The organism is Cellulomonas olei, from assembly GCF_039548315.1.
GTDB lineage: Bacteria > Actinomycetota > Actinomycetes > Actinomycetales > Cellulomonadaceae > Cellulomonas.
This window is the reverse complement of sequence record NZ_JBCLVN010000009.1, coordinates 32,279-56,950: the sequence shown is the minus strand read 5'-3', so window position 1 is coordinate 56,950 and position 24,672 is coordinate 32,279. Positions and strand designations below refer to the sequence as shown.

The window sequence follows — 24,672 nt, the reverse complement described above, 5'->3', positions numbered from 1 at the left end:
GGTGCGAGACGCTCCGGGCCACCGTCACCGGCTGGGCACCCCGTCGCCCCGGGTGCTCGCGGCGGGCGCGGGCGTCCACGCCTGTCGCGGTCCCGTGGGGGGCGTGCTGCTGCTCGCGCGGCGGGCGTGGCGCGCCCGGTCCTGACGCGTTCGCCACGGCCGATCCCCACCGGGCCGGGTGCGTGTCATGACGTCGTGACACGCACCTCCGCCCACGTCCGCCCGAGCAGCCGCGCGAGACTCCCGGCCTCGGCGGTCAGCGCGTCGTGCGGCGGCGACCCCGCCTCCGCGAACCACGTCACGTCGAGCACGTCCGGCCGGGCGGTCCAGGTGCCGGTGACGACGCCGCCGCGCAGCACCAGCGCCGCCCCGCGGGTCACGCCCGCCCGGCGCTCCGGCGGGACGACACGGGTGTCCGAGGTCCCGGGGCCCAGCACCCACTGGTCGTGCCCCGCCAGCAGCGTCACGGTGTCCGACGGCTCGGCCGCCTCGACCTCGGCGACGTGCTCGCGCAGCAGCAGCGCGGGCCCGCCGTCCAGGTCGACCTCCGTGGCGGCGTCGCGCAGCACGTCGTCCGTCCAGCGCTCCACCCGAGCGCGTCCCGCGCTGAGACCGTCCGCGAGCCAGTAGCGCAGGTTCGCCCGCGTGGCCGGGCCGTACGCCCCGAGGTACGCGACCACCGCGCGGCGGCCGGCGTCGTCCAGCTCGGGCAGCCCGCCCCACGCCGGGCTCGCCGACGGGGACGCGATCGTCGGTGTCCCGTCCACGACCGGCCCGAAGCACAGCTCGCCGTGCCACGCGATCGGCTTGAGCAGGGTCATGCTCGGGTGCAGCAGCGGCCCCCGCAGGTGTGCGAACCGCGGGGCGGCGGCGACGGCGTCCGCGAACGCCTCCCGGGTGAGGGGGCCGTCGACGAGCGCCGCGTGCACGGCGTCGAGCAGCGCCGGCCAGTCCTCCGGTGCCAGGTCGTAGTGCTCCTGCCAGGACCGCAGCGCCCACTGCCGGCTCGCGGTGCGCACGCGCAGGTACACGCCGGCGTCGGCGGCCGCGAGCAGGTGCGACGAGCCCCGGAAGGCGAACGTGCGCAGGAGGTCGCCGTCGCGCACCGCGTCCGCGACGGCGCCGGGCACCGGGTCGGCGAGCCGCCGACGGACGGCGAGCTCGGCGTCGCCGGACCACCCAGGGACGGCGCCCAGCCGGCGCACGACGTCCACGGCGGACGCCGCACCGGACACCAGGTGCTGCCGGTGCAGGCGCCACGCCAGCGCCTGCGCGGACGTGATCGTCATGCGCAGCACCGTAGGCGCGGGGTCCGACACCGCGAGGACCGTGAGCGCACGCCCGGGGCGACGCGGGAACGCGACGACACAGGCCCCGGAACCGCCGGACCCGCCACCCCCTGCGTCGCTACGGTGGGGCCATGTCGCGACGTTCCGGTGGTCAGGTCCTCGTCGGTGCCCTGCTCGTGCTCGCCGGCGCGGTGCTGCTGCTCGACCGGCTCGACGTCCTGCGGGCGTCGAACGTGTGGTCGGTGCTCGTGCCGACGGCCGTGGTCGCGGTCGGCGCCGCCGCCCTGGCGCTCGTGACGCGGGCGTGGTTCGGGCCGGTGATCGTCATCGCCGCCGGTGGGCTCTGGCTGCTCGACGCCCTGGACGTCGTGCAGGAGAGCCCGTGGACCTTCGCGCTCCCGGTGGCGGTCGCCGTCCTGGGGCTGTCGATCCTGCTGGCGTCGACCGCCGGGGGCGACGACGCGGACCGGGTGCGGCTGTTCGTGTTCTTCTGGGGCGGGGACCGTCGGTCGCTGTCCCAGCAGTTCCGGTCGGCGTCGCTCACGGCGGTGTTCGGCGGCATCGACCTCGACCTGCGGGCCGCGGCCGTCCAGGGCCGGGCGCGCGTCGACATCTTCACCATGTTCGGCGGCGTCGAGATCAAGGTGCCGCCGACCTGGCGGGTGCAGATGGTGACGCTGCCCGTCTTCGGCGGCACGGACGACAAGACCGTGGCGCCGCTCGCGCCCGACGCGCCGGTGCTGGAGGTGCACGCGGTCACGATCTTCGGCGGCGCGACCCTCAAGCACGGCAAGCCGCTCGCGCAGCAGCCGTTCGACGCCGCGACGCAGCCGCCGTACGGCACCCCGGGGGTGCCGCCCTCGGACCGGCCGGGCCAGCCGTACGCCTGACGCGCGCCGCGGGGGCACCGGGCGGTCCGACACGTGCCCGGCGGCGTGGCCGACCACGATCCCGGCGGCGCCACGGCCGGGCGCCCGCCGGGCGGTGCGCCGGGCTCAGCTCGGCCCGCGCATCATCCCCGTGGCCATCCACGTGCCGGACGTCGGCTCGTACACCCGGCGGTCCGCGCCGCAGCGCGCGCACACCTCGGTGACCGCCTCCGGCCCGCCCTGGTCGGGGTTGCGCTCGACGAGCCACGCATGCCGTCCGAACCGGCACCTCAGAGATCGCATGGCTGCCCCCTTCACGTCGTCGTGGTCCGGCCAGCGTCCCGCCTCGTGTCGGCGCCGGTCAAGGACCCGTCACCCGGCCGCGCGGGCCGGGACCGAGGCGGCGATCCCGGCGGCCCAGCCCGGAGCGCGCCGTCCGGGCGGCGGGGCGAGCGGGGCGGGGTCCACGCCGGCGGCCGCGAGCAGCCACGCGACGACGGAGTTCGAGTTCCACATGTCGCCGCAGCGCAGGGCGTCGCGACCCCACACGTGCCGCGGCACCGCCGGGGCGGCGGCGAGCAGGGCGCGGACGGGCGCCTCCCCGGACGCGACGGTGCGGCGCTCGACGGCCCACGCGAGGTCGGGCACCGTGCCGCCGCGCCAGCACCGGACCTCGTAGCGGAACCACCTGCTGCGCCCCAGGACCCGCGCGCCGACCGGCCCCTGCGCCACGACGCCGCGGTCGCCGGGCGGCTGGCCCCAGACGGGGGTCACCTCCACGACGGTGGTGCCGCGGTCGTGCGTCAGCAGCAGCGCCGCGTGCACCAGCGCGCACGGCGCCCGGTGGTCCCGGCGCGCGAGCAGCGCCTCGTACGCGCGACCGCTCACGCGGACGACGGGGGAGCCACCCGCGCCGAGCGGGATCCACGCGAGCTCGATGGCGGGGTCGTCCACCCCTCCATCCCGCCACACGCCGCCCGGCGCGCGCCACGGACCCAGGGCCCAGGGCGCCGGCGGCGGCACGGGTGCGCCGGGCGGCCAGGCGCCGCCGGCGGCCCGGCGCGCTCACTCCCCGGGGTGCACGGGCTCCACCAGCTCCGGGCCGTCGTTCGCGACGTTCCCCACCGCGCGCCCGACCTCGCGCGGCGTCAGGTGCGGCTCGGGGACGTGGACGAGCATCGCGCCGACCTCGTCCGCCGCGGTGGTCGACGGGTCCAGCCAGTCGTCCCACAGCGGGCGGGGGAGCAGCACGGGGCAGCGGTCGTGGATGTGCCCGAGGGTGTCGGCCGCGGGCCGCGTGATGATGGTGACGGACCACAGCCAGCGGTCGGGGTCGTCGTCCGCCTTGGTGTGGTCCCGCCACAGCTCGTACAGCCCGGCGGCCGCGAGGGGCTCGGCCCCGTGCAGGAAGTACGGCGTCTTCGGGCCGCGCTCGTGCGCCTGCCACTCGTAGTACCCGTCCATCGGCACGAGCGCCCGCCGGCGCGCGGCGGCCTTCCGGAACGCCGGCTTCTCCAGGACCGTCTCGGAGCGCGCGTTGATCATGCGGGAGCCGATCGACACGTCCTTCGCCCACGACGGCACCAGGCCCCAGCGGGCGGTGCGCAGCTGGCGCTGCGGCCGGTCGTCCTCGACGCGCTCGAGCACCACGGGGACGTCCTGCGTCGGCGCGACGTTCCAGGACGGGCCGCGGTGCTCGCCGAGGATCCTGTCGACGGCGAGGTCGCGCTCGAGCTGGTCGGCGGCGCGGGTCTGCGCGTAGCGGCCACACATGGGGCCAGTGTGCGGCCCGCCACCGACACGCGGCCACCGCACCGGTCGTAGGCTGCGGTCGTGCGCGCGACCCTCATCCACGGCCCCCACGACGTCCGCCTCGAGCAGGTCCCCGACCCGACGCTGCAGCGCCCCACCGACGCCCTCGTGCGCGTCGTCGCGGCCTGCGTGTGCGGCTCCGACCTGTGGCCCTACCGGGGTGTCCGCCCGACGCGCGAGCCGCGCCGCATCGGGCACGAGTTCGTCGGCGTGGTCGAGGAGGTCGGCGCGGACGTCCGGACCCTGCGGCCCGGGCAGTTCGTGGTCGCGCCGTTCATGGTCTCGGACAACACCTGCGTGCACTGCCGCAACGGCGTGCACACGTCGTGCGAGCGGTCGAGCGGCTGGGGCGGGCCGGACGCCGAGGGCGTGTTCACGGACGCGGGCCAGGGCGAGTACGTCCGCGTGCCGCTCGCCGACGGCACCCTCGTCGCGATGCCCGACCACCCGGACGCCGACCTGCTGCCCAGCGTCCTGGCGCTGACCGACGTGATGGGCACGGGGCACCACGCGGCCCTGTCGGCGGGCGTGCGGCCCGGCTCGACGGTCGCGGTGGTCGGGGACGGCGCGGTCGGCCTGTGCGCCGTGCTCGCGGCGCGCCGGCTCGGTGCGGAGCGGGTGGTCGCGATGTCCCGGCACGCCCCGCGGCAGGCGCTGGCGCGCGAGTTCGGCGCGACCGACGTGGTCGCGGAGCGCGGCGACGAGGGCGCGGCGGCGGTCCTGGACCTGCTCGGCGGCGTGGGCCCGGACCAGGTGCTCGAGTGCGTCGGGACCAAGGAGTCCATGCAGCAGGCGCTCGACACGGCGCGGCCGGGCGGGCGCATCGGGTTCGTCGGCGTCCCCGCCGGCGGACCGGAGCTGCCCGTGCAGCAGATGTTCGGGACCAACGTCGGCGTCTGCGGCGGTGTCGCACCGGTGCGCGCGCACCTCGAGGAGCTCGCGCGCGACGTCTGGTCCGGGGCGATCACGCCGGGGAGGGTCTTCGACCTGGTGCTCCCGCTGGACCAGGTGGCCGAGGGCTACGCGGCGATGGACGAGCGGCGCGCGATCAAGTCGATGCTGCTGCCCTGACCCGCCCTGGGGACCACGCGCCGCGGGCCCGCGTCCGCGGGTAGGTTCGGCGACGTGGACCAGCCCGAGCACGACAGCCCTCCCACCCCGACCTCCGGCGCCGCGAGCGCGCCCGTCGCGACGCTCGCCGACGTCGTGCGGCTGCTGGAGCGCCGGTACCCGCCGGGCTCCGCCGAGTCCTGGGACCGCGTCGGCCTCGTCACCGGCGACCCCGACCAGCCGGTGCGCAAGGTGCTGCTGGCGGTCGACCCGGTCGCGGCGGTCGTCGACGAGGCCGTCGCGTGGGGTGCGGACCTCGTCGTCGTGCACCACCCGCTGCTGCTGCGCGGCGTGCACTCCGTCGCGGCGACCACCGCGAAGGGCGCGCTGCTGCACCGGCTGATCCGCGCCGGCATCGCGCTGTACGCCGCGCACACCAACGCGGACGCGGCGGTCGGCGGGGTCGCGGACGAGCTCGCCCGGCTGCTGGGCCTCCAGGACGCGCGCCCGCTGGTCCCCGCGCCGGCGCAGGCGCTGGACAAGCACGTCGTCTTCGTCCCCGCGGCCGACGCGGAGCGGCTCGTGGACGCGCTGGCCGCCGCGGGCGCCGGCGCGCTGGGGGAGTACCGCCGGTGCGCGTGGACCGCCACCGGCGAGGGGACGTTCACGCCGACCGAGGGGGCGTCGCCCACGATCGGCCGGGTGGGCGAGGCCGCGCACGTCGTCGAGGCGCGTGTCGAGATGGTCGCCCCGCGCCGGTCGCGGGCGGCCGTCGTGGCGGCGATGCGGGCCGCCCACCCGTACGAGGAGCCGGCGTTCGACGTGCTGGAGCTCGCGCGCCGGGACGGCGCCACCGGCACGGGGCGCGTCGGGCACCTCCCCGAGCCGCTCACGCTGCACCGGTTCGCCGAGCGCGTCGCCGCGGCGCTGCCCGCCACCGTCCAGGGCATCCGCTACGCCGGGCCGCGCGACGCGACGGTCCGCACGGTCGCCGTCGTCGGCGGCGCGGGCGACTCGCTGTTCGACGCGGTGCGCGAGTCCGGCGCCGACGTCTACGTCACCGCCGACCTGCGCCACCACCCCGCGTCCGAGCTGCGCGAGCAGGCCGAGTTCGCCGCCCGCGGCGCCGCCGCCAGCCCGCCGTACCTCGTCGACGCCGCGCACTTCGCGTCGGAGTGGCCGTGGCTGCCCGGGGCGGAGCGTGACCTGCGCGCCGACCTGGCCGCGCACGGCACTACGGTGGACACGCGCGTCAGCACCGTGCGCACCGACCCGTGGACCGGCCGCGTCCCGGCGGACCCCCGCAGCACCGACCCGTCGGAAGGACACCACCCGTGACCAAGGCGACCCCGCAGGACCAGAAGCGGCTGCTCGACCTCCAGGCGCTCGACACCCGGCTCGACCAGATCGCGCACAAGCGGGCCGCGCTGATGAAGCACGCGAGGATCGCCGAGCTCGACGCCCAGCTCGCCGACCTGGACACCGCCATCGCCGCGTCCCGCACCGCCGTCGGCGACATCCGCCGCGAGGTCACCAAGGCCGAGGCGGACGTCCAGCAGGTGCGCGACCGCGCCGCACGGGACCAGGCCCGGCTCGACTCCGGCGCGGGCTCCGCGAAGGACCTCCAGGCGCTGCAGAGCGAGCTGGCGTCGCTGGCCCGCCGCCAGGGCGACCTGGAGGACGTCGAGCTGGAGGCGATGGAGCGGCTCGAGGCCCACGAGGCGGCGCTCGGCGAGCTCACCACCGCCCACGCCGCGCTGCTCAACGAGCGGGCCGGGGTCGCCGCCGAGCGGGACGCCGAGGTCGAGGTGCTCGACCAGCAGGCCGTGCAGGTGCGGGCCGAGCGCGACGCGATGGCCGCGCCCCTGGAGGAGCGGCTGATCCAGCTGTACGACCGGCTGCGCTCGCGGCTCGGCGGGGTCGCCGTGGCCGCGCTGCGCCGGGGCCGGTCCGAGGGCAGCGGCCTGCCGGTCCCCGCCACCGAGCTGGCCAAGATCAAGGCGACGCCCGAGGACGAGATCGTGTACTGCGAGGACTCCGGCCGCATCCTCGTGCGCGGCGAGGACGCGTACTGATGGCGGCCGACGGACCGGGCCCGGGCAGCACGTCCGCGCCGCTGGAGCCCGGGGCCGGCAGCCCCGCGCCGTCGCGGCGGCCCGTCCGGCCGTCCGGCGCCGGCGTGCGGTTCGACGACGCGCTGCCGACGACGGTCATCCTCGTCCGGCACGGCGAGACCGAGATGACGGTCTCGCGCGGGTACTCCGGCTCGTCGGAGCCCGGCCCGTCGCTGACGGACCGCGGCCGGGAGCAGGCTGCAGCGGCGGGGGAGCTGGTCTGCCGCGTCGGTCACGACCTGTGGGGCGACATCCCGTTCCCCACCGAGCTGATCGCCTCGCCGATGGTCCGGACGCAGGAGACGGCGGCCGTGATCGGGCGGAAGCTCGGCCTCACGCCGCGGGTCGACGCCGCGTTCCAGGAGGCCGACTTCGGTGCCTGGCAGGGGCTCACCGCCGAGCAGATCGAGGAGCGCTGGCCCGGGCAGCTCGAGCCGTGGCACACCCGCGCGGACGTGCGGCCCGAGGGCGGCGAGTCCATCGCGGACGTCGGGCGGCGCATCGGCGCGGGGCTCGACGGGCTGCTCGCCGCGGGCACCGACCGGACCGTCGTGGTCGTCTCGCACGCCGTGGCGATCCGCGCGGCGCTCGGTCGCACCATGGGCGCGCAGCCCGGCTCGTGGAGCCAGCTCCGCGTCGCCCCGGCGTCCGTGAGCATCATCCGGCTGTTCGAGGACAAGCGGGACGAGGTCGCCGTGGCCGGTGCGCCGAGCGAGGGGTGGACCGGGCGGGGCTGAGCCGGGCGCTCCCTGCGCGCCGCGTCAGGCGACGACGAGCGACAGCGTCGCCGCGCCCGTCGCCGGCGCGTCCAGCTCCACCGCGAGCAGCTCGGTCCCGACCAGCTCGGACGCCGCCCGGGCGAGCTCCTGGGCCGTCCGTGGCTCGCGCCCGCGGCGCGTGACCAGGTGGCGGGTCAGCACCCCGCGGGTGTGCTTCGCGTGGTGCGACACCACCGACCGCCGTCCCGCCACCTCACGCAGCACCCGCACCTGCACCCACGTCGACTGGTGGTCCCGCGCCGGGCGCCACGCCGCGAGGTACGTCGCCGACCGGCAGTCCACGACCAGCTCCCCGGACGCCGCGCGCGGGTCCAGCACCCCCCGAAGCGGCTCCCGCCAGGTCGCCGCGAGCGGCCCGGCGCCGGGCAGGTCGACGCCCATCGACAACCGGTACGCCGGGATCGGGTCCTCCGGGCCGACCAGCCCCCACAACCCCGACACCACCCGGACCGACGCGGCCGCGCGCCGCCGCGCCGCGGGCGTCAGCCGGTCCAGCCCCGCCGCCGCGTACAGCACGCCGGTGTACACCCGCTTCGCCGCCGCCGTCGGAGCCTCCCGCAGGGCGGTGTTGCGGGCGACCTCGTCCGCGATCCCCGCACCCACGCCCAGCACCTCCGCCGCGTCCGGCCGCGCGCTCACCGCGACCAGCGCGTCCAGCACCCGCTCCCGCACCGGCGTCAGCACCGGCTCCGACAGGGCGGACAGGTCCAGGCGGTCGCCCCGCACGGGAGCGGTCTTGCCCTCGGAGGGCGGCAGGAGGATCAGCACGCCCCGCACTGTAGGCGGCGCTCGGCGGGTCCGCGGACCGGGTAGGCTGGGGCCGCGGATGAGCTGGCCAGGCGGCCGCGTCGAGCCGGAAGGCTCGCCGAGGAACGTCCGGGCTCCACAGGGCAGGGTGGTGGGTAACACCCACCCGGGGTGACCCGCGGGACAGTGCCACAGAGAACAGACCGCCCCCGCACGACCTCCGGGCCGTGAGGGGGTAAGGGTGAAACGGTGGTGTAAGAGACCACCAGCGTGCCGGGTGACCGGCACGGCTCGGTAAACCCCACCCGGAGCAAGGCCAGACAGGGAGCGTTCGAGGGCTGCCCGCCCGAGCTCCCGGGTAGGCCGCTGGAGGCGCACGGCGACGTGCGTCGTAGATGGATGGCCGCCACCCGTGCGGGGGCAACCGCGCACGGGGACAGAACCCGGCGTACCGGCCAGCTCATCCGCACCGTCCGGTCGCCGACCCGCGCGCCGACCGTGGCAGCCGTCGGGTCGGCGCTCAACCCGACCGGACGCGCCGGAACACGCACGCCCACGCGACGACTCTGCGATGATGGCGGGATGGAGCGGCGAGGCACGGGACGACCGTGGGCGATCACCCTCGCGGTCGTCCTGCTGCTCGCGATCGGGTGGGCGGTGGCCCCGACGATCACGCTCGTCGTCGGCGTCGTGGCGGCGGCGCTCGCGGTTCCCGTCGGCATCGTCCTGGTCGCGACGGTGGCGTTGTCGCGGCGCTGACCGGCCGACCGTCCGCGGCGCTGCGCGGGCGGCCCTCCGTCCCAGGGAGCGCCGTCGTCGCCTCGCACATCCGCCTCGCCCGGGCGCGGGCGCGGTCGGCGACGGCGCAGGAGGGCGTGGTGTCTCCGCGTCGCCGCTGCCCGTGTCATCCGACCCTCCGGAGCCGTGGGAGACTCCTCTCCCCGACTGGAGGTGCCCCGTGCCCGAGATGGACGACCGCGACGAGACGTTCGCGTTCCTGGACGCGTTCGCCCGCCAGGCCGCGGAGCGCGTCGGGGTGCCGACGGAGTGCAGCATCATCCTGCGGCAGCACGACCTGCTGCAGTACGTCGCGAGCAGCGGCGAGCGGGCCGCGGAGTGCGACCGGGTGGAGGTCGAGGAGGCCGACGGGCCCTGCGTGTCGGCCCTGCAGCAGCTGCGCGGGGAGCTGGTGCTGGACATCGCCGCGGACGAGCGCTGGCCGGCGTGGCGGACGGTCGCGCTCGAGCGGGGCTTCCGGTCGGCGGCGGCGCTGCCCGCGCTGGTGGACGCCGAGTCGACGCTCGCGCTGAACCTCTACGCGGACGTCGTGGACCCGTGGGACCGGGAGACGCTGGTCGCGATGGACCGGTTCACGCAGGAGATCGCGGAGGCCGTGCGGACCCGGGGCCTCGTGCTCCCCGTGCAGGAGCCCGACCGCCTGCCCTGACCGGGACGCCCGGTGACGCCCGGTGCGGCGTCCCGGACGGCGACCCCGTCAGTACGCCCCGAACACCTGCACGCCGTAGTACCGGTTGCCGATCTTCACCGCGCCGATGCCGATGCGGTTGTACGACGCGTGGAGCATGTTCGCGCGGTGCGGCGCTGAGTTCTGCCACTGGGTGTAGAGCCGGTCACCGCTCGTGGAGTTCATCGCGATGTTCTCGCCCGCCATGCGCCAGCCGGACGGGATCTGCCGGGAGAAGCTCGGGTTGTGGCGGAAGTCGCCCGTGGCCGCCATGCGGGTGGCCCACGCGGCGGCCACGGCGTCCATCTTCGCGCTGCGGACCAGCGGGCGCTTGCCGGCTCCGGAGCGCAGCGCGTTGGTGCGCTGGAGGATGGTCTTCTCGGACGCGTCGGCGTTGGTGACGGGGGGCTTCGTCGCGGCGGGCACGGCCGTCACCGCCGGGGCCGTGGCGGCGACCGCGGGCAGGGCGGCCGCGGGGCCGGTGGCCGCGAGCAGGCCCGCGAGGGCGAGGGTGCTGGTGAGCCGCAGGCGCTGGCGCAACGGGGGTCCTCCCGGGACGGCGGTCGCACGACCGGGCGGTCGCCGGCGGTCGGGGTCTGCTGGGGCGGTGCGGTGGGACGTGCCGGCGTGGTGCGCCCGGCGGGGGCTGCCGCCGAGCGGCCGGCCCGCCCGGATCGTAGCCTGGGCTGACCGGCCCGACGAAGGAGCTGTGATGACCGACACACTCTTCCGGATGACCCGGATCGCGGCGGACGAGGCGGCGGACGCCCGTGGCGTCGCGGAGCTCGCGGAGCGGCTCGCCCACGACCCGAGCGCGCGCTACGAGGGCGCCGTGCCGGACACCGTGGGAGCCGTCGAGCGCGGGGTGCTGTCGTGGGGCGCCCGTCCGGGCTCGCCGCGCGAGCACCACGCGGCCGTGACGCTGGAGCGCCTGTCCTGAGCGGGGCCGACGCCCGGCGGGCGCGCTGAGCAGTGGCCGCGGCCGGCCCGCGCGTGAGCCGCGCCCGCCGGCCTCAGCCCGCGCGTGAGCCGCGCCCTCCCGCGCACGCCCGCCGCCGCACGTCCGAGGCCGGCACCCACACCGCCCCCGTCATCACGCGCAGGTCGGCGATCCGCACCCGCACCAGCGTCCGCGTCCACTCCACGGCGACCGTGTCGAGCCGCTCGGCCCCGGTCGCCCAGCGCAGCGTGACGGTCACGGGGACGGGCCGGTCGACGTCGTGGTGCTCGCCGGGAGGCACGGGCAGCGCGTTCAGCAGGGGGACGGCGGCGCGGAGCAGGGACAGCCCGCCCGGCACGGTCTGCGCGAGGTCCACGGCGGCAGTGTCCGGCACGCGGTCCGGGGCGGCACGGCGGGGCGCCGCCGAGGTGCGGGTGAACTCCGGTGGCACCATGGGGACGCGCCACGACCACGACCGGAGGACCGCATGGGCAACGCCACCCACCTCGCTGCGACCGTGCACGTCGAGCCGATGACCGGCGACCACGCCGACGCCGTGCTGGCGGTGTTCGCCGAGGGGATCGCGACGGGTCACGCGACGTTCCAGGCGGAGCCCCCGACGTGGGAGGAGTTCGACACGGGCCACCGGGAGGACCTCCGGCTGGTCGCCGTCGACGGCTCCGGGTCCGTCCTGGGCTGGGTGGCCGCGAGCCCCGTGTCCGGGCGGTGCGTCTACGCGGGGGTCGTGGAGGTCTCGCTGTACGTCGCGTCGGCGGCCCGCGGGCGCGGTGTCGGGCGGCTGCTGATGGACGCGCTGCTGCAGGCCGCGGCGGCGGCCGGGGTCTGGACCGCGCAGTCCGGCGTGTTCCCCGAGAACGCCGCGAGCCTCGCTCTCCACGAGGCCGCCGGGTTCCGCGTGGTCGGGCGGCGCGAGCGGCTCGGGCTGATGTCCCACGGGCCGCTGGCGGGGCAGTGGCGGGACGTGCTGCTGCTCGAGAAGCGGCTGTAGCGCGAGGTCGGCGCCCGCCCACCCACCCGTCCGGCGGGTGCACCAGGGACGGAGGTCCCGGCGGCGCGCCGCAGCGGGACCCACCCTGGACCGGGCTGGAGAATCCCGGGCCTCGAGCGAGCAGGGGGCACCGATGACGACCGGACGGCGGCTGCCGCGCATCGCGGCACTGAGCGGACCCGAGGCGGGCCGCGCACGGCACCTGCTGGTGCACTCGCCGGTGCACGCCGGCGCGGACGCCGTGACGTGGACCCTGACGCTGCTCGCGGAGGATGACGTGCCGCTCGCGGAGAGCCGCACCTCGGCGCCGAACTACCCGCTCCCGCTGGAGGACATCGCCCAGGTGCACCTCGACGTCGTCGGCCTCAGCGCGACGGGGCGGTGGACGCCGGAGCCGAGCGAGGACGGCGCCCCCCGGTTCCGCACACCGGTGCGTCCCGCCGCTCTGCGGGACGACCCGGTCTGAGTCCCGGGCACCGGGCCGGATGCGACGGTGCCCCGCGCCCGGGGACCGGGGCGGGGCACCTGTCACGGCGCGGGGGTCAGTGCTTGAAGGCGTCCTTGACCTTCTCGCCGGCGTCCTTGAGGTCCGCCTTCGACTGGTCGGTCCGGCCCTCGGCCTCGAGACGCTCGTCGTCGCTCGCGCGGCCGGCGGCCTCCTTGGCCTTGCCGGACACCTTCTCCGCGGCGTTCGCGATCTTGTCGTCGAGTCCCATGAGATCCTCCTTGCGCTGCGGTGACCTGGCCCTTCGACGTTAAGCCGGGTCCGCTCCGCCCGCATCCCGAGCGGCGTCCTCCGCGGCGAGCAGCGCGGCGAGCTGTGACGGCGTGCTGCGCAGCAGGCAGAACTCGTTGCCCTCCGGGTCGGCGAGCACGTGCCAGGTGACGTCGGGGCCCTGACCGACGTCGACCGGGACGGCACCGAGGCGCAGCAGGCGGTCCAGCTCGGTGGCCTGGTCGGAGCCGTCCGGCGGCCGCAGGTCGACGTGCAGCCGGTTCTTGACCTGCTTGTCCTCGGGGACGCGGAGGAACAGCCACGCCGGCGTGGCGGCGTCCGGCGGCTCCAGCGCCACCTCGTCCTCGTCCTCGTCGACGCGCCAGCCCAGCACCTGCTGCCACCAGCGGGCGAGGGCGACCGGGTCGCGCGCGTCGATGCAGAGCTGGCTCACCACGAGTCCCATGCGGGGACGGTACGGCCGGGCCCCGGCCCGCGCACGTGGTGCGGGGGCCGGGGCGGGTGGCTCAGGAGGCGGCGGCGCCGGCCGCGGCCCGGGCGGCGCGGGAGGCGAGCGCCGCGGCACCGACGATGCCGGCGGCGTTGCGCAGCTGCGCGGGCACGATCGGGGCGCGCAGGTGCAGCAGCGGCAGGAACTTCTCGTGGTGCTTGCTGACGCCGCCGCCGACGACGATGAGGTCCGGCCAGAACAGGTCCTCGATGACGCCGAAGTAGCGCTGCAGCCGCTCGGCCCACTGCTCGAAGTCGAGGCCCTCGCGGTCGCGCGCCGCGTCCGAGGCACGGGTCTCGGCGTCGTGCCCGTCGATCTCGAGGTGCCCGAGCTCGAGGTTCGGCACGAGCACCCCGTCCACGACCATCGCGGTCCCGATGCCGGTGCCGAGCGTGCAGATGAACGTCACGCCGGACGTGGACCGCGCGGCGCCGTAGAGCGTCTCGGCGTACCCGGCGGCGTCGGCGTCGTTGACGGCGAGCACCGGGCGGCCGACCGCCTCGCCGAGCACGTGCTCGATGTTCGTGCCGATCCACGAGACGTCGACGTTGGCGGCGGACCGCGCGACGCCGTGCTGCACGACGGCCGGGAACGTCACGCCGACCGGGGTGTCGTCCGGCAGGTCGAACCGGCCGACCAGCTCGGCGACCGTCTGCGCCACGGCGGCGGGGGTCGCGGGCTGCGGGGTGGGGATGCGGACCCGGTCGGCGGCGAACTCGCCGGTCGTCAGGTCGACGGGGGCGCCCTTGATCCCCGAGCCGCCGATGTCGATGCCGAACGCCCTCGGGGCGTGGGAGGAGGTGTGCGCGCTCATGGGAGTGTGAGGATCTCCGCTCCGGTGTCGGTGACCAGCAGGGTGTGCTCGAACTGGGCGCTGCGGCGCAGGTCGGCGGTGACCACCGTCCACCCGTCGTCCCACGTCGTCCAGTCGGGGGTGCCGAGGTTGAGCATCGGCTCGATGGTGAAGACCATCCCGGGCTCGATGACCCGGTCGTACTGCGGGGCGGCGTCGTAGTGCGGGATGACCAGCCCGGAGTGGAACGCCTCGCCGACGCCGTGCCCGGTGTAGTCGCGCACCACGCCGTACCCGAAGCGGGCCGCGTACTTCTCGATGACGCGGCCGATGACGTTGACCTCGCGCCCGGGGCGGACGGCCTTGATCGCCCGGGCCAGGGCCTCCTGCGTGCGCTCGACCAGCAGCCGCGACTCCTCGTCGACGTCCCCGACCAGGAACGTCGCGTTGTTGTCCCCGTGCACCCCGCCGGTGTACGCGGTGATGTCGACGTTGACGATGTCGCCGTCCTCGAGGACGGTCGAGTCGGGGATGCCGTGGCAGATGACCTCGTTCACCGAGGTGCACAGCGACTTCGGGAAGCCGCGGTAGCCGAGCGTCGACGGGTAGGCGTGGTGGTCGAGCAGGAACTCGTGCCCGACGCGGTCGAGCTCGTCCGTCGTGACGCCAGGGGCGACGTGCCGGCCGACCTCGGCGAGCGCCTGCGCCGCGATGCGGGCGGCCACCCGGATCCTCTCGACGACCTCCGGGGCGACGACGTCGCTACCCGTGTAGGGCTCGGGGGCCGGGCGGTCGACGTACTCGGGGCGCGGGAGGGACGCGGGGACCGGGCGCCGCGGGCCGACGCGGCCCGGGACGAGCGCCGGCCTCGGCGCGTGGACGGACGTCATGCCTGGCAGTCTACGAAGCGACGGCCCGCACGCCGACCGCGGGCCCGCGCACCGAGGGAGGCCGCCGTGGCCGACGAGTTCTACTACAACACCCAGACCGGCCAGGTCGAGCAGGGCAAGCAGTCGACGTGGGCGCACCTCATGGGCCCGTACCCGACGCGCGACGCCGCGCAGCACGCGCTCGAGAAGGCGCGCGCCCGCTCCGAGGCGTGGGACGAGGAGGACCGCCGCGAGCGGTCCTGACCGGCAGCGGGGACGCCGGCGGGTCGCGCGCCTCCCGCCGGCGGCTCAGCCCTCCGGGGCCGCGCCGGTCAGCCGCGCGGCCACCTCCGCGACCGCCTCGGCGTCGCCCACGATCTCGAAGTGCATCTCGTCGACCCGCCCGTCGAAGTCCCCGCCCCACGCGACGACGGGCGCGACCTCCGCGAGGATCGACCGGATCGCCTCGACCTGCTCCGCGGTGAACGTGCCGGTGGCGCCGAGCGGGTGCTCCGTGGCGTTCAGGTCGATGGACGTCCCGGAGGCGTGGTTCGACAGCCGGTCCTCCTCGCCGTCCTCGCCCCGCACGGGCCGGTAGGCCCAGCCCCAGGAGCTCGCCACGTCGACGGGTTCCACCTCGGTGTCGAACCGCTGCGCGACGTGGTCCAGGACGGTCCGCACGTCGCCCGCCAGCAGGCGGCCGGTCACCCAGGGCGAGACCTCCAGGCTCGGGTCGTCGCCCTCGTCGACGGCCGGCCAGCAGTTGAGCGACTCGGTCTGGTCCGGCACGCACGACGGCGCGACCACCGCGGCCGGCGGGGCGGGCTCGCTGCCGCCCGCGATCCGCACGACCGCGACCACGAGGGCGACCACCAGGCCGACGACCGCCAGCGCCAGCACGCCCAGCACGACGAGGCCGCGGCGCGTGAGGCGCAGCGGCGGCGGCCCCGGGGGCCGGCGGCCCGGGGCGGGTGCGCCGGGCCGCCGCTGGGCCGAGGGTGCGCCCGGGCGGTCGGCGGTCCGTGCGCCCGCGGGGGAGCGAGCCGCCCCCGAGGGGTCGACGGCGGTGTCGCGGCGCATGCGGACGAGGCTAGAGGGCGGGACGCGTCCGCGGCGTGAACCCCGGCGTGCGCGGTGCGGCGCGCCGTGACGGCCGCGCCCCGCGGGGACCCGCGCCCGGGACCTCCGACCCGGTTCGCCGGCGGCAGGCGGGGGTGCGGGCGCTGCACTCAGCGTCGGGCTCAGCGCGCCGCGCTCAGCGCCGCGCGAGGTGCGCGACGACCGGGCGGTGGTCGCTCGTGCCGGTGCGCGGCAGCACGCCGAACCCGGTGACGCGCCAGACGCGGGCGTCGACGAGCACGTGGTCGATCGGCGCGCCGAGCACGCGGGGCACGTCGGCGGGCCAGGTGCCGAGCCCGGCGGCGCCCGTCGCCGCGGCCGCGTCCACGCAGGGGCCCAGGTCGGCCAGGCCGGGGTGGTCGAGCGTGGCGTTGAGGTCGCCCGCGACGACCGCGCCGGGGGTGCTGCGGCAGACGTCGGCGACGCCCTGGACGTGCGCGACCCACTGCGGCATCGAGCCCCGGGCCGACGGTGCGCGGGTGTGGACGGCCACGACGACCCCGGGTGCGGGCGGGACGCGGCGAGCCTCGGTGCCTGTGCCCGCGTCGGCACCGGAGCCCGTGCCCGCTCCGGAGCCCGCGCCCGTGCCCGTCGCGACGGCCGCGAACGTGCCGAGGTCCGTCGCCGGCAGCCCCTGCGTCGTGCTGCGGTACCCGCCCAGCGCGTCCCGCAGCAGCACGGCGACCCCGTCGGCCCGCCGGCCCACCGCGTCCTCGGCGAGGGCGGTGGTGGGCCGCCCCGCGTCGGTGAGCAGGCGCGCGGCCTCACGCGCGGTCCGCCCGGACGTCTCGGCGAGCACGGCCACGTCGGCGTCCTGCTCCTGCACCAGGGCGGCCAGCTCGTCGGCCGTCACGGTGCCGAACGTGTTGAACGACAGCACGACCAGCTCGTCCGCACGCGCGGTGCCGGACCCGCCGCCCTCGATGCCGCGTCCGGCCAGCACCGCGCCCTGACCCACGGCGCCCGCGACCAGCAGGGCGGCCAGCACGAGCGGCAGCCGCCTGCCGGGCGGGCGCAGCCCCGTCCTCTCGGCGACCCGGGCCCAGCCCGCGACCGCGGCGAGCAGCACCGCCGCGGCCAGCACGAGCGCGACGCCGACCAGTCCGCGCAGGGCCACGAGCTGCACCCACGGCGACCGGCCGGCGATCCCGAGCCGGTCCGGGGCGAGGAGCGCGACGACGAGGCCCGCGACCAGGACGCAGGCCACCGCACCGAGCACCCGCCGGAGCGCCCGCGGGGCGCCGGCAGGGTCCGGGCGCCCGCCCGCCGCCGGGGCGTCCGACGCGTCGACGTCGTCCCGCGGTCGCCGGGGTGCGCTTCCGGGCGCGGTCCCGCTCAGCTGAGGAACGAGTGGTCGGCGTCGGGGAACTGCCCGCCGCGCACCTCGGCGGCGTACGCGCGAGCGGCCTGCCCGAGCAGCTCGCCGACCGGCGCGAACACCTTCGCGAACCGGGGCGACCAGTCGGACATGCCGGCCATGTCGGTCCAGACCAGGACCTGCCCGTCGCAGTCCGGCCCGGCGCCGATGCCGATGGTCGGGATCGTGAGCACCTCGGTGATCCGGGCGGCGACCGGCGCGGGCACCATCTCGAGCACCACCGCGACGGCCCCGGCCTCCTGCACGGCGACGGCGTCCTCGGCGAGCCGCTCGGCCGCCTCGTCGCCGCGGCCCTGCACCCGGTGCCCGCCGAGGGTGTTCTCGGACTGCGGGGTGAAGCCGAGGTGCGCGACCACCGGGACGCCCGCCTCGGTGAGCGCGCGGATCTGCGGCGCGACGCGCGTGCCGCCCTCGAACTTCACCGCGTGCGCGCCGGCCTCCTTGAGGTACCGGGTGGCCGTGGCGAGCGCCTGGGCCGGGCCGGACTCGTAGGACCCGAACGGCAGGTCGGCGACCACGAGGGCGCGCTGCGTGGCCCGCACGACGGCACGCGTCGGCGGGATCATCTCGTCGACGGTCACCGGGATGGGCGAGGCGTGCCCGAGCATCGTGTTGCCGATGGAGTCGCCCACCAGCAGCACGTCGATGCCGGCGTCGTCGAAGATCCGCGCGGTCGCGAAGTCGTAGGCCGTCAGCATCGTCAGCTTCTCGCCGCGCTGCTTGGCCTCCGCGAGGTGGTGCACCCGCACGCGGCGGACCGGTGAGGGGGCGGGGTGCTGGGACATCAGTGCTGCTCCACGGGGTCGCTGGTGGTGCCGGTGGTGCGCGCGGCGGCCTCCGGGGAGGCGGTCTCGTCGACCGGCTCGCGCCAGCGCGTCGTGATCGGCAGCCTACGGTCCCGCCCGAACGCCAGGGCCGTGACCTTCGGTCCGAGCGGGTACTGCCGCCGCTTCCACTCGGCCCGGTCCACCAGCGAGAGCACCTTGTCGACGATCGCCGGGTCGAACCCGCGCTCCAGCAGCTCGGCGCGGCCCTCGGCGTGCTCCACGTACGCGTCGAGCACCTGGTCCAGCAGGTCGTACGGCGGCAGCGAGTCCTGGTCGACCTGACCGGGCCGCAGCTCCGCGGACGGCGGCTTGGTGATGGAGCTCTCCGGGATCGGGGGGAGCTCGCCGCGGTCGACGGCGTGGTGGTTGCGCCACCGGGCCAGCGCCCAGACGCGGGACTTGTCGACGTCCTTCAGCGGGGCGTAGCCGCCCACGGCGTCGCCGTAGATGGTCGAGTAGCCGACCGCGAGCTCGGTCTTGTTGCCGGTGGCCAGCACGAGGTGGCCCTCAGCGTTCGACAGGGCCATGAGGATCACGCCGCGGACCCGGGCCTGGAGGTTCTCGGCCGCGACGCCGTCCAGGGCCATCTCGCCCTCGAACGCGTCGACCATCGGCTTGATGGGCTGCACGCGGTAGTCCGCGCCGATCCGCCGCGCCAGGTCGGCGGCGTCGTCCTTCGAGTGGTCCGAGGACCAGCGGGACGGCATCGACACGCCCACCACGCGGTCGCCGCCCAGCGCGTCCGCCGCGACCGCCGCGACGAGCGCGGAGTCGATGCCGCCGGACATGCCCAGCACGACCGACCGGAAGCCGTTCTTGCGGACGTAGCCGGCCAGCCCGGTCTCCAGGGCGCGGTAGATCTCCTCGTCCGGGTGCAGCGGGGGAGCGAGCTCGCCCCGCGACGGCGCGGTGCCGGGCGCCGGGACGTCCCACACCAGCAGGTGCTCGACGAACTGCGGCGCCGACGCCAGCAGCTGCCCGTCGGGCCCGACGACGAACGAGCCGCCGTCGAACACCAGGTCGTCCTGGCCGCCCACCATGTTCACGTACGCGACCGGCGCGGCCACCTCGGCGGCGCGGCGGGCGGCGAGCTCGGCGCGGATGTGGCCCTTGCCCTCCTCGAACGGCGAGCCGTTGATGACGACGAGCAGGTCCAGGTCGTCGTCGGACAGCTCCGCGACCGGCCCGTCCTGCCAGATGTCCTCGCAGATCAGCAGCCCCACGCGGCGCCCCGCGACGTCCACGACGGACGGCTCGCCGCCCGGCGCGAAGATGCGGAACTCGTCGAACACGCCGTAGTTCGGCAGGTGGTGCTTGTCGTAGCGCTGCAGCACGGCCCCGCCGCGCAGGACGACGGCCTGGTTGGTCGGTCGGGCCGGGGCGCCGTCGTGCTCGCGCGTCGTGCGCTCGCCGACCGTGCCCACGACCACCGTCAGGTCGCCCAGGCCGGCGTCGGCGAGGGACGCCGCGAGCCCGGCCAGCGCCCGCTCCGCGCCCCGCCGGAACGACGCGCGCAGCGCCAGGTCCTCGATGGGGTAGCCCGTCACGGTCATCTCCGGGAACGCGACGAGGTCGGCCCCGGCGTCGGCCGCGCGGCGCGCCCACGCGAGGACCGCGTCGACGTTGCCGGCGAGGTCGCCGACGCAGGTGTCGATCTGGGCGAGGGCGACGCGCAGCGCGCGGGTGTCGTGCTGGTCGGGCATGCCGCGAGCCTATTCGGGTGGACCGGGCGCAGCCAGCGGCCCCCGGCGGCGTGGTGCGGCGGCCACGGCGGCCCCGGATCAGGCAGGATGTACCGCATGGACAGGCAGCAGGAGTTCGTCCTCCGCACGGTGGAGGAGCGCGACATCCGATTCATCCGGCTCTGGTTCACCGACGTGCTCGGGACCCTCAAGTCGGTGGCCGTCGCGCCCGCGGAGCTGGAGGCGGCGTTCTCGGAGGGCATCGGGTTCGACGGCTCCTCGATCGAGGGCCTGACCCGGGTGTACGAGGCGGACATGATCGCCAAGCCCGACCCGACGACGTTCCAGGTGCTGCCCTGGCGCGGGGAGCGGCACGGCACCGCGCGGATGTTCTGCGACATCCTCACGCCCGAGGGCGAGCCGTCGCTGGCCGACTCCCGCAACGTGCTCAAGCGCGCGCTGGCCCGGGCGAGCGAGAAGGGCTTCACCTTCTACACGCACCCCGAGGTCGAGTTCTACCTGTTCGAGGCGCCCGCCGACCCGGCGCAGCCGCTGGTCCCCGTCGACCAGGGCGGCTACTTCGACCACGTGCCGCGCGGCACCGCGCACGACTTCCGGCGCGCCGCGATCACGATGCTCGAGTCCATGGGCATCTCGGTGGAGTTCTCCCACCACGAGGCCGGCCCGGGCCAGAACGAGATCGACCTGCGGTACGCCGACGCGCTGACCACGGCCGACAACATCATGACGTTCCGGACGGTCGTGAAGGAGGTCGCGCTGGAGCAGGGCGTCTTCGCGTCCTTCATGCCGAAGCCGCTGGCCGACCAGCCGGGCTCCGGGATGCACACGCACCTGTCGCTCTTCGAGGGTGACCGCAACGCGTTCCACGAGCCCGGCGCGCACCTGGACCTGTCCAAGACGGCCCGCTCGTTCATCGCGGGCCTGCTGCGGCACGCCGCCGAGATCACGGCCGTGACGAACCAGTTCACGAACTCCTACAAGCGGCTGTGGGGCGGCTCCGAGGCGCCGTCGTACATCTGCTGGGGCCACAACAACCGGTCCGCGCTGGTGCGGGTGCCGATGTACAAGCCCGGCAAGTCCAACTCCTCGCGCATCGAGTACCGCGGCGTGGACTCGGCGACCAACCCGTACCTGGCGTTCGCGCTGCTGCTCGCCGCCGGCCTCAAGGGCGTCGAGGAGGGCTACGAGCTGCCCGAGGGCGCCGACGACGACGTGTGGGAGCTGACCGACTCCGAGCGCCGCGCGCTGGGCATCGAGCCGCTGCCCGCGTCGCTCGAGGCCGCGATCGCCGTGATGGAGAAGTCCGAGCTGGTGGCCGAGGCGCTGGGCGAGCACGTCTTCGACTACGTCCTGCGCAACAAGCGCCAGGAGTGGGAGGAGTACCGCGCGCAGGTCACGCCGTACGAGCTGCGCCGCTTCCTGCCGATGCTCTGACCCGCGGGTACGCGGGCGGGCGGTGGACGGTCGGCGCGCGGGGGCGCTGCCGCTGGGTAGCGTGAGCGCGTGAGCAGCACGTCGGTCGGTCGGGGCAGCACGCTGGCGGGTCGCCTGACCCGCGCCGGGTTCGCGGACGCCGCGCGCGCGGAGCGGCTGCTGGCCGACGCCGCGCTCGTGCGGCTGCTGGGCGGCGACCCGGACGCCGGCGCGGACGACCCCGTGCGGGACGCGGACGCCGGGGAGGCCGGCGCGCGGGAGACGTCCCCGTCGGCGTCGTCCGGCCCGGGTGCCGCGCCCGACGGCCCGGTCGAGCCGGCCGCGCTGGTGCCGGCGCTCGCCGAGGCCGCGGACCCCGACCAGGCGCTGCTGTCGCTGGCGAAGATCGCGGGCGCCGTGCTCGACGACGCCGCGCGACGCGAGCGGCTCCGTGCCGTGCTCACCGAGGACGGCGCGCCGCGAGCCCGCCTGCTCGCCGTGCTCGGCGCCTCGGTGGCGCTCGGGGACGACCTGTGCGCGCACCCCGAGCACCTGGACGTGGTGCTGGACGAGGAGCCCGGGACCGGCGTCCCGGCGGCCGAGGTGCGCGCGGAGCTGCTGCGCGCCGTCGGCGCGGACCCCGACGCGGACGTCCCGGTCGCGGACCCGGGCGGCCCCGGCGGCGTCGACGCGATGCGCCGGGCGTACCGGGCGCGGCTGCAGCGCATCGCCGCGACCGACCTGACGAGCGGGGAGCCGCTGACCCGGCTGCCGGGCGTCGCGGCCGCGCTCGCGGACCTGGCGGCGGCCGCCCTCGAGGCTGCCCTGGCGCTGGCGCGCGCCGAGCTCGACGACCACGGCCGGTCGGTCCGGCTCGCGGTGATCGGCATGGGCAAGACGGGCGGCCGGGAGCTCAACTACGTCAGCGACGTGGACGTCGTGTACGTCGCCGAGCCCGTCGCGGGGGCCGACGAGGCCGAGGCCCTGGCCGCCGGCACCCGCCTGGCGACCGCGCTGGCGCGCGCGTGCGCCGGGCCGTCGGGGGAGCCGGAGCTGTGGCCGGTGGACGCGGCGCTGCGGCCGGAGGGCAAGGACGGGCCGCTGGTCCGCACGCTCGACTCCCACGTGTCCTACTACGGGCGCTGGGCGAAGACCTGGGAGTTCCAGGCGCTGCTGAAGGCGCGCCCCCTCGCGGGTGACCGGGAGCTGGGGGACGCCTACGTCGCGGCGTTGAACCCGCTGGTCTGGCAGGCGGTGCGGCGGGAGAACTTCGTCGAGGACTCGCAGGCCATGCGGCGGCGCGTCGAGCGGCACGTGCCCGCGGCGGAGGCGGACCGGCAGATCAAGCTCGGCGTCGGCGGCCTGCGGGACGTGGAGTTCACGGTGCAGCTGCTGCAGCTCGTCCACGGGCGGTCCGACCCGGAGATCCGCAGCGGCAACACGCTCACCGCCCTCGCCGCCCTGTCCGCCGGTGGCTACGTCGGCCGGGAGCACGCCGCGCAGCTCGCGGTCTGCTACCGGTTCCTGCGCGCGGTCGAGCACCGCATCCAGCTGCACCGGCTGCGGCGTACCCACCTGATGCCGACCGCGGAGGCGGACCTGCGCCGCCTCGCCAGGTCGGTGGGGATGCGCACGGAGGGGGCCGCGGGCCTGCTCGAGCGGTGGCGGCAGGTGCGCCGCGACGTGCGGCACCTGCACGAGGCGCTGTTCTACCGCCCGCTGCTGCCGGCCACCGCGCAGCTCTCGACGGAGGAGGCCGCGCTCGCCCCGGAGGCCGCGCGGGAGCGGCTCGCGGCGATCGGCTACCGCGACCCGGCGGGCGCCCTGCGGCACATCGCGGCGCTCACGGAGGGGGTGTCCCGGCGGGCGGCGATCCAGCGCCAGCTGCTGCCGGTGATGATCGGCTGGTTCGCCGACGGACCCGACCCCGACGGCGGGCTGCTGGCGTTCCGCCGCCTCTCCGAGACGCTCGGCGGCACGCACTGGTACCTCAAGCTGCTGCGCGACTCCGGCACGGCCGCCGAGCGGCTCGCGCGGGCGCTCTCGACGTCGCGCTACGTGGCCGACGCGCTCGGCCGGTCGCCCGAGTCCGTCGTGTGGCTGGACGAGGACGCCGAGCTGGAGCCGCGCAGCCACGAGCGCCTCGTGGCGGAGGCGGACGCGATCCTCACCCGCGCGGACGAGCCGGTGCAGGCCGTCGGCGCGCTGCGGGCGATGCGGCGCCGCGAGCTGGCGCGCACCGCGGTCGCCGACGTGCTCGGCGTCGTGACGGGCACGCGTGCCTCGCGCAGCCTCACCGTCACGGCGGAGGTGCTGCTCGCCGGCGCGCTGCGGGTGGCGGCGTGGGAGGAGCGCGCCGCGCGGCACCTGGACGCGGACCCGACGGCGCTGCTGGTGGTCGCGATGGGGCGGCTCGGCGGCCGCGAGATGGGCTACACGTCCGACGCGGACGTGCTGTTCGTGCACGACCCCGTGCCGGACGCGGACCCGCAGCTCGCGCAGGCGTTCGCGACCGGGGTGGCGACGCGGCTGCGCGCGCTGCTCGGGGCGGTCGGCCCGGAGCCGGCGCTCGAGGTCGACGCGGACCTGCGGCCCGAGGGGCGCAACGGTCCGCTGGTGCGCTCGTTCGACGCCTACGCCGAGTACTACGCGCGCTGGTCGCTGGTCTGGGAGAGCCAGGCGCTGCTGCGCGCGCGGCCGGTGGCGGGCGACGCGGCGCTCGGGGAGCGCTTCGTGGCGCTCGTCGACCCGCTGCGGTACCCCGAGGGCGGGCTGGACCCGGCCGGCGTCCGCGAGGTCCGGCGCATCAAGGCCCGCGTCGAGTCCGAGCGGCTGCCGCGCGGCGTCGACCCCACGCGGCACCTCAAGCTCGGGCGGGGCGGCATCGCGGACGTCGAGTGGACGGCGCAGCTGCTGCAGCTCCGCCACGCGCACGAGCACCCCGCCCTGCGCACGCCCTCGACGCTCGAGGCGCTGGCGGCCGCGCGCGACGCGGGGCTGCTCGGCGAGGACGACACCGCGGTGCTCGTCGAGGCGTGGGAGCTGGCGTCCCGGCTGCGGGACGCGCTGGTGCTGTGGACCGGGCGGACGGGCGGCGCGCACGCCGACGTGCTGCCGCACGACCGGCGCGTGATGACGGGGCTCGCGGCGGTGGTCGGCTACCCGTCGGGCTCCGCGCAGGAGCTGGAGGACGCGTGGCTGCGGGCGTCGCGCCGCGCCCGGGCGGTGGTCGAGGCCGTGTTCTACGCCTGACGGCCCGGGGGCGTCGGG

At 76.7% G+C, this 24,672-nt stretch carries 28 protein-coding genes and 1 other RNA gene; 14 read left to right on the top strand and 15 right to left on the bottom strand.

Annotated elements, in window-relative coordinates; genetic code table 11:
- Window positions 1-185 precede the first annotated feature (185 nt).
- Window positions 186-1,289: a DNA glycosylase AlkZ-like family protein gene (locus AAHH18_RS04945; protein WP_343300790.1), complete on the bottom strand. Its 1,104-nt coding sequence runs from the start codon at window positions 1,287-1,289 to the stop codon at window positions 186-188.
- 131 nt (window positions 1,290-1,420) lie between these two features.
- On the opposite strand from AAHH18_RS04945, the gene AAHH18_RS04940 reads away from it, so the two are divergent.
- Window positions 1,421-2,179 (top strand): LiaF transmembrane domain-containing protein, encoded by a 759-nt coding sequence (locus tag AAHH18_RS04940; protein ID WP_343300789.1) that lies wholly within the window; start codon window positions 1,421-1,423, stop codon window positions 2,177-2,179.
- Between the two features lie 105 nt (window positions 2,180-2,284).
- Here AAHH18_RS04940 and AAHH18_RS04935 read toward each other — a convergent pair whose 3' ends face one another.
- The 3 genes from AAHH18_RS04935 to AAHH18_RS04925 form a co-directional block, all read right to left on the bottom strand.
- The gene (locus tag AAHH18_RS04935; protein WP_283320692.1) at window positions 2,285-2,461 is read right to left on the bottom strand and encodes a hypothetical protein; all 177 of its coding nucleotides are present in this window, start codon (window positions 2,459-2,461) and stop codon (window positions 2,285-2,287) included.
- 69 nt (window positions 2,462-2,530) lie between these two features.
- Entirely contained in the window at window positions 2,531-3,112 is a 582-nt protein-coding gene (locus tag AAHH18_RS04930; protein ID WP_343300788.1) for a hypothetical protein, read from the bottom strand.
- 111 nt (window positions 3,113-3,223) lie between these two features.
- On the bottom strand, window positions 3,224-3,931 hold the full coding sequence (locus tag AAHH18_RS04925) for an SOS response-associated peptidase (RefSeq protein WP_283320690.1): 708 nt from the start codon (window positions 3,929-3,931) through the stop codon (window positions 3,224-3,226).
- 60 nt (window positions 3,932-3,991) lie between these two features.
- Here AAHH18_RS04925 and AAHH18_RS04920 point away from each other — a divergent pair, with 60 nt between their 5' ends.
- The 4 genes from AAHH18_RS04920 to AAHH18_RS04905 are packed head-to-tail and all read left to right on the top strand — an operon-like array spanning window position 3,992 to window position 7,871.
- Entirely contained in the window at window positions 3,992-5,041 is a 1,050-nt protein-coding gene (locus AAHH18_RS04920; protein ID WP_343300787.1) for a zinc-dependent alcohol dehydrogenase family protein, read from the top strand.
- A gap of 54 nt (window positions 5,042-5,095) precedes the next feature.
- The gene (locus AAHH18_RS04915; RefSeq protein WP_459349088.1) at window positions 5,096-6,358 is read left to right on the top strand and encodes a Nif3-like dinuclear metal center hexameric protein; all 1,263 of its coding nucleotides are present in this window, start codon (window positions 5,096-5,098) and stop codon (window positions 6,356-6,358) included.
- Entirely contained in the window at window positions 6,355-7,095 is a 741-nt protein-coding gene (locus AAHH18_RS04910; protein ID WP_283320688.1) for a zinc ribbon domain-containing protein, read from the top strand. The genes AAHH18_RS04915 and AAHH18_RS04910 overlap by 4 nt, the downstream gene beginning before the upstream one ends.
- Window positions 7,095-7,871 carry a histidine phosphatase family protein gene (locus AAHH18_RS04905; protein WP_343300786.1) on the top strand — a complete coding sequence of 259 codons (777 nt, stop codon included), beginning with the start codon at window positions 7,095-7,097 and terminating at the stop codon, window positions 7,869-7,871. Before AAHH18_RS04910 ends, AAHH18_RS04905 begins: the two co-directional genes overlap by 1 nt.
- Before the next feature lie 24 nt (window positions 7,872-7,895).
- Here AAHH18_RS04905 and AAHH18_RS04900 read toward each other — a convergent pair whose 3' ends face one another.
- Entirely contained in the window at window positions 7,896-8,681 is a 786-nt protein-coding gene (locus AAHH18_RS04900; protein WP_343300785.1) for a YaaA family protein, read from the bottom strand.
- A gap of 59 nt (window positions 8,682-8,740) precedes the next feature.
- On the opposite strand from AAHH18_RS04900, the gene rnpB reads away from it, so the two are divergent.
- From rnpB to AAHH18_RS04885, 3 genes are all read left to right on the top strand, one after another.
- An RNA gene (rnpB, locus tag AAHH18_RS04895) (RNase P RNA component class A) lies at window positions 8,741-9,127 on the top strand.
- 115 nt (window positions 9,128-9,242) lie between these two features.
- Entirely contained in the window at window positions 9,243-9,419 is a 177-nt protein-coding gene (locus AAHH18_RS04890; protein ID WP_343300784.1) for a hypothetical protein, read from the top strand.
- 199 nt (window positions 9,420-9,618) lie between these two features.
- A complete protein-coding gene (locus AAHH18_RS04885; RefSeq protein WP_343300783.1) occupies window positions 9,619-10,107 on the top strand; it encodes a GAF domain-containing protein in 489 nt (162 codons plus the stop codon).
- 48 nt (window positions 10,108-10,155) lie between these two features.
- Here the strand turns inward: AAHH18_RS04885 and AAHH18_RS04880 are convergent, their stop codons facing one another.
- Entirely contained in the window at window positions 10,156-10,665 is a 510-nt protein-coding gene (locus AAHH18_RS04880; protein ID WP_343300782.1) for a CAP domain-containing protein, read from the bottom strand.
- A 172-nt stretch (window positions 10,666-10,837) separates the two neighbouring features.
- Between AAHH18_RS04880 and AAHH18_RS04875 the strand changes: the two genes are divergently transcribed.
- Window positions 10,838-11,065, top strand: a complete 228-nt coding sequence (locus AAHH18_RS04875) for a hypothetical protein (RefSeq protein ID WP_283320682.1) — start codon at window positions 10,838-10,840, stop codon at window positions 11,063-11,065.
- Between the two features lie 73 nt (window positions 11,066-11,138).
- Here the strand turns inward: AAHH18_RS04875 and AAHH18_RS04870 are convergent, their stop codons facing one another.
- Window positions 11,139-11,441 (bottom strand): hypothetical protein, encoded by a 303-nt coding sequence (locus AAHH18_RS04870; protein WP_283320681.1) that lies wholly within the window; start codon window positions 11,439-11,441, stop codon window positions 11,139-11,141.
- A 111-nt stretch (window positions 11,442-11,552) separates the two neighbouring features.
- Here AAHH18_RS04870 and AAHH18_RS04865 point away from each other — a divergent pair, with 111 nt between their 5' ends.
- Both AAHH18_RS04865 and AAHH18_RS04860 read left to right on the top strand, forming a co-directional pair.
- Window positions 11,553-12,074: a GNAT family N-acetyltransferase gene (locus AAHH18_RS04865; protein ID WP_459349087.1), complete on the top strand. Its 522-nt coding sequence runs from the start codon at window positions 11,553-11,555 to the stop codon at window positions 12,072-12,074.
- A gap of 133 nt (window positions 12,075-12,207) precedes the next feature.
- A complete protein-coding gene (locus tag AAHH18_RS04860) occupies window positions 12,208-12,540 on the top strand; it encodes a hypothetical protein (protein ID WP_283320680.1) in 333 nt (110 codons plus the stop codon).
- 76 nt (window positions 12,541-12,616) lie between these two features.
- Here AAHH18_RS04860 and AAHH18_RS04855 read toward each other — a convergent pair whose 3' ends face one another.
- From AAHH18_RS04855 to map, 4 genes are all read right to left on the bottom strand, one after another.
- Entirely contained in the window at window positions 12,617-12,790 is a 174-nt protein-coding gene (locus tag AAHH18_RS04855; protein ID WP_283320679.1) for a CsbD family protein, read from the bottom strand.
- A gap of 39 nt (window positions 12,791-12,829) precedes the next feature.
- Window positions 12,830-13,255 (bottom strand): VOC family protein, encoded by a 426-nt coding sequence (locus AAHH18_RS04850; protein ID WP_283320678.1) that lies wholly within the window; start codon window positions 13,253-13,255, stop codon window positions 12,830-12,832.
- A 61-nt stretch (window positions 13,256-13,316) separates the two neighbouring features.
- Window positions 13,317-14,114 (bottom strand): polyphosphate--glucose phosphotransferase, encoded by a 798-nt coding sequence (gene ppgK, locus AAHH18_RS04845; protein WP_343300781.1) that lies wholly within the window; start codon window positions 14,112-14,114, stop codon window positions 13,317-13,319.
- Window positions 14,111-14,983 carry a type I methionyl aminopeptidase gene (gene map / locus AAHH18_RS04840; protein WP_459349086.1) on the bottom strand — a complete coding sequence of 291 codons (873 nt, stop codon included), beginning with the start codon at window positions 14,981-14,983 and terminating at the stop codon, window positions 14,111-14,113. Before map ends, ppgK begins: the two co-directional genes overlap by 4 nt.
- A gap of 66 nt (window positions 14,984-15,049) precedes the next feature.
- On the opposite strand from map, the gene AAHH18_RS04835 reads away from it, so the two are divergent.
- Window positions 15,050-15,226 (top strand): SPOR domain-containing protein, encoded by a 177-nt coding sequence (locus AAHH18_RS04835; RefSeq protein ID WP_283320676.1) that lies wholly within the window; start codon window positions 15,050-15,052, stop codon window positions 15,224-15,226.
- 45 nt (window positions 15,227-15,271) lie between these two features.
- Here the strand turns inward: AAHH18_RS04835 and AAHH18_RS04830 are convergent, their stop codons facing one another.
- From AAHH18_RS04830 to AAHH18_RS04815, 4 genes are all read right to left on the bottom strand, one after another.
- Entirely contained in the window at window positions 15,272-16,042 is a 771-nt protein-coding gene (locus AAHH18_RS04830) for a M15 family metallopeptidase (protein WP_343300780.1), read from the bottom strand.
- 175 nt (window positions 16,043-16,217) lie between these two features.
- Window positions 16,218-17,288, bottom strand: a complete 1,071-nt coding sequence (locus AAHH18_RS04825) for an endonuclease/exonuclease/phosphatase family protein (protein WP_343300779.1) — start codon at window positions 17,286-17,288, stop codon at window positions 16,218-16,220.
- A 128-nt stretch (window positions 17,289-17,416) separates the two neighbouring features.
- Window positions 17,417-18,244, bottom strand: a complete 828-nt coding sequence (gene panB, locus AAHH18_RS04820) for a 3-methyl-2-oxobutanoate hydroxymethyltransferase (RefSeq protein WP_283320674.1) — start codon at window positions 18,242-18,244, stop codon at window positions 17,417-17,419.
- On the bottom strand, window positions 18,244-19,989 hold the full coding sequence (locus tag AAHH18_RS04815; protein WP_343300778.1) for an NAD+ synthase: 1,746 nt from the start codon (window positions 19,987-19,989) through the stop codon (window positions 18,244-18,246). Before AAHH18_RS04815 ends, panB begins: the two co-directional genes overlap by 1 nt.
- A 96-nt stretch (window positions 19,990-20,085) precedes the next feature.
- Here AAHH18_RS04815 and AAHH18_RS04810 point away from each other — a divergent pair, with 96 nt between their 5' ends.
- Together AAHH18_RS04810 and AAHH18_RS04805 are read left to right on the top strand one after the other, a co-directional pair.
- The gene (locus AAHH18_RS04810; RefSeq protein WP_283320672.1) at window positions 20,086-21,423 is read left to right on the top strand and encodes a glutamine synthetase family protein; all 1,338 of its coding nucleotides are present in this window, start codon (window positions 20,086-20,088) and stop codon (window positions 21,421-21,423) included.
- A 69-nt stretch (window positions 21,424-21,492) separates the two neighbouring features.
- Window positions 21,493-24,654 carry a bifunctional [glutamine synthetase] adenylyltransferase/[glutamine synthetase]-adenylyl-L-tyrosine phosphorylase gene (locus AAHH18_RS04805; RefSeq protein WP_343300777.1) on the top strand — a complete coding sequence of 1,054 codons (3,162 nt, stop codon included), beginning with the start codon at window positions 21,493-21,495 and terminating at the stop codon, window positions 24,652-24,654.
- Window positions 24,655-24,672 lie beyond the last annotated feature (18 nt).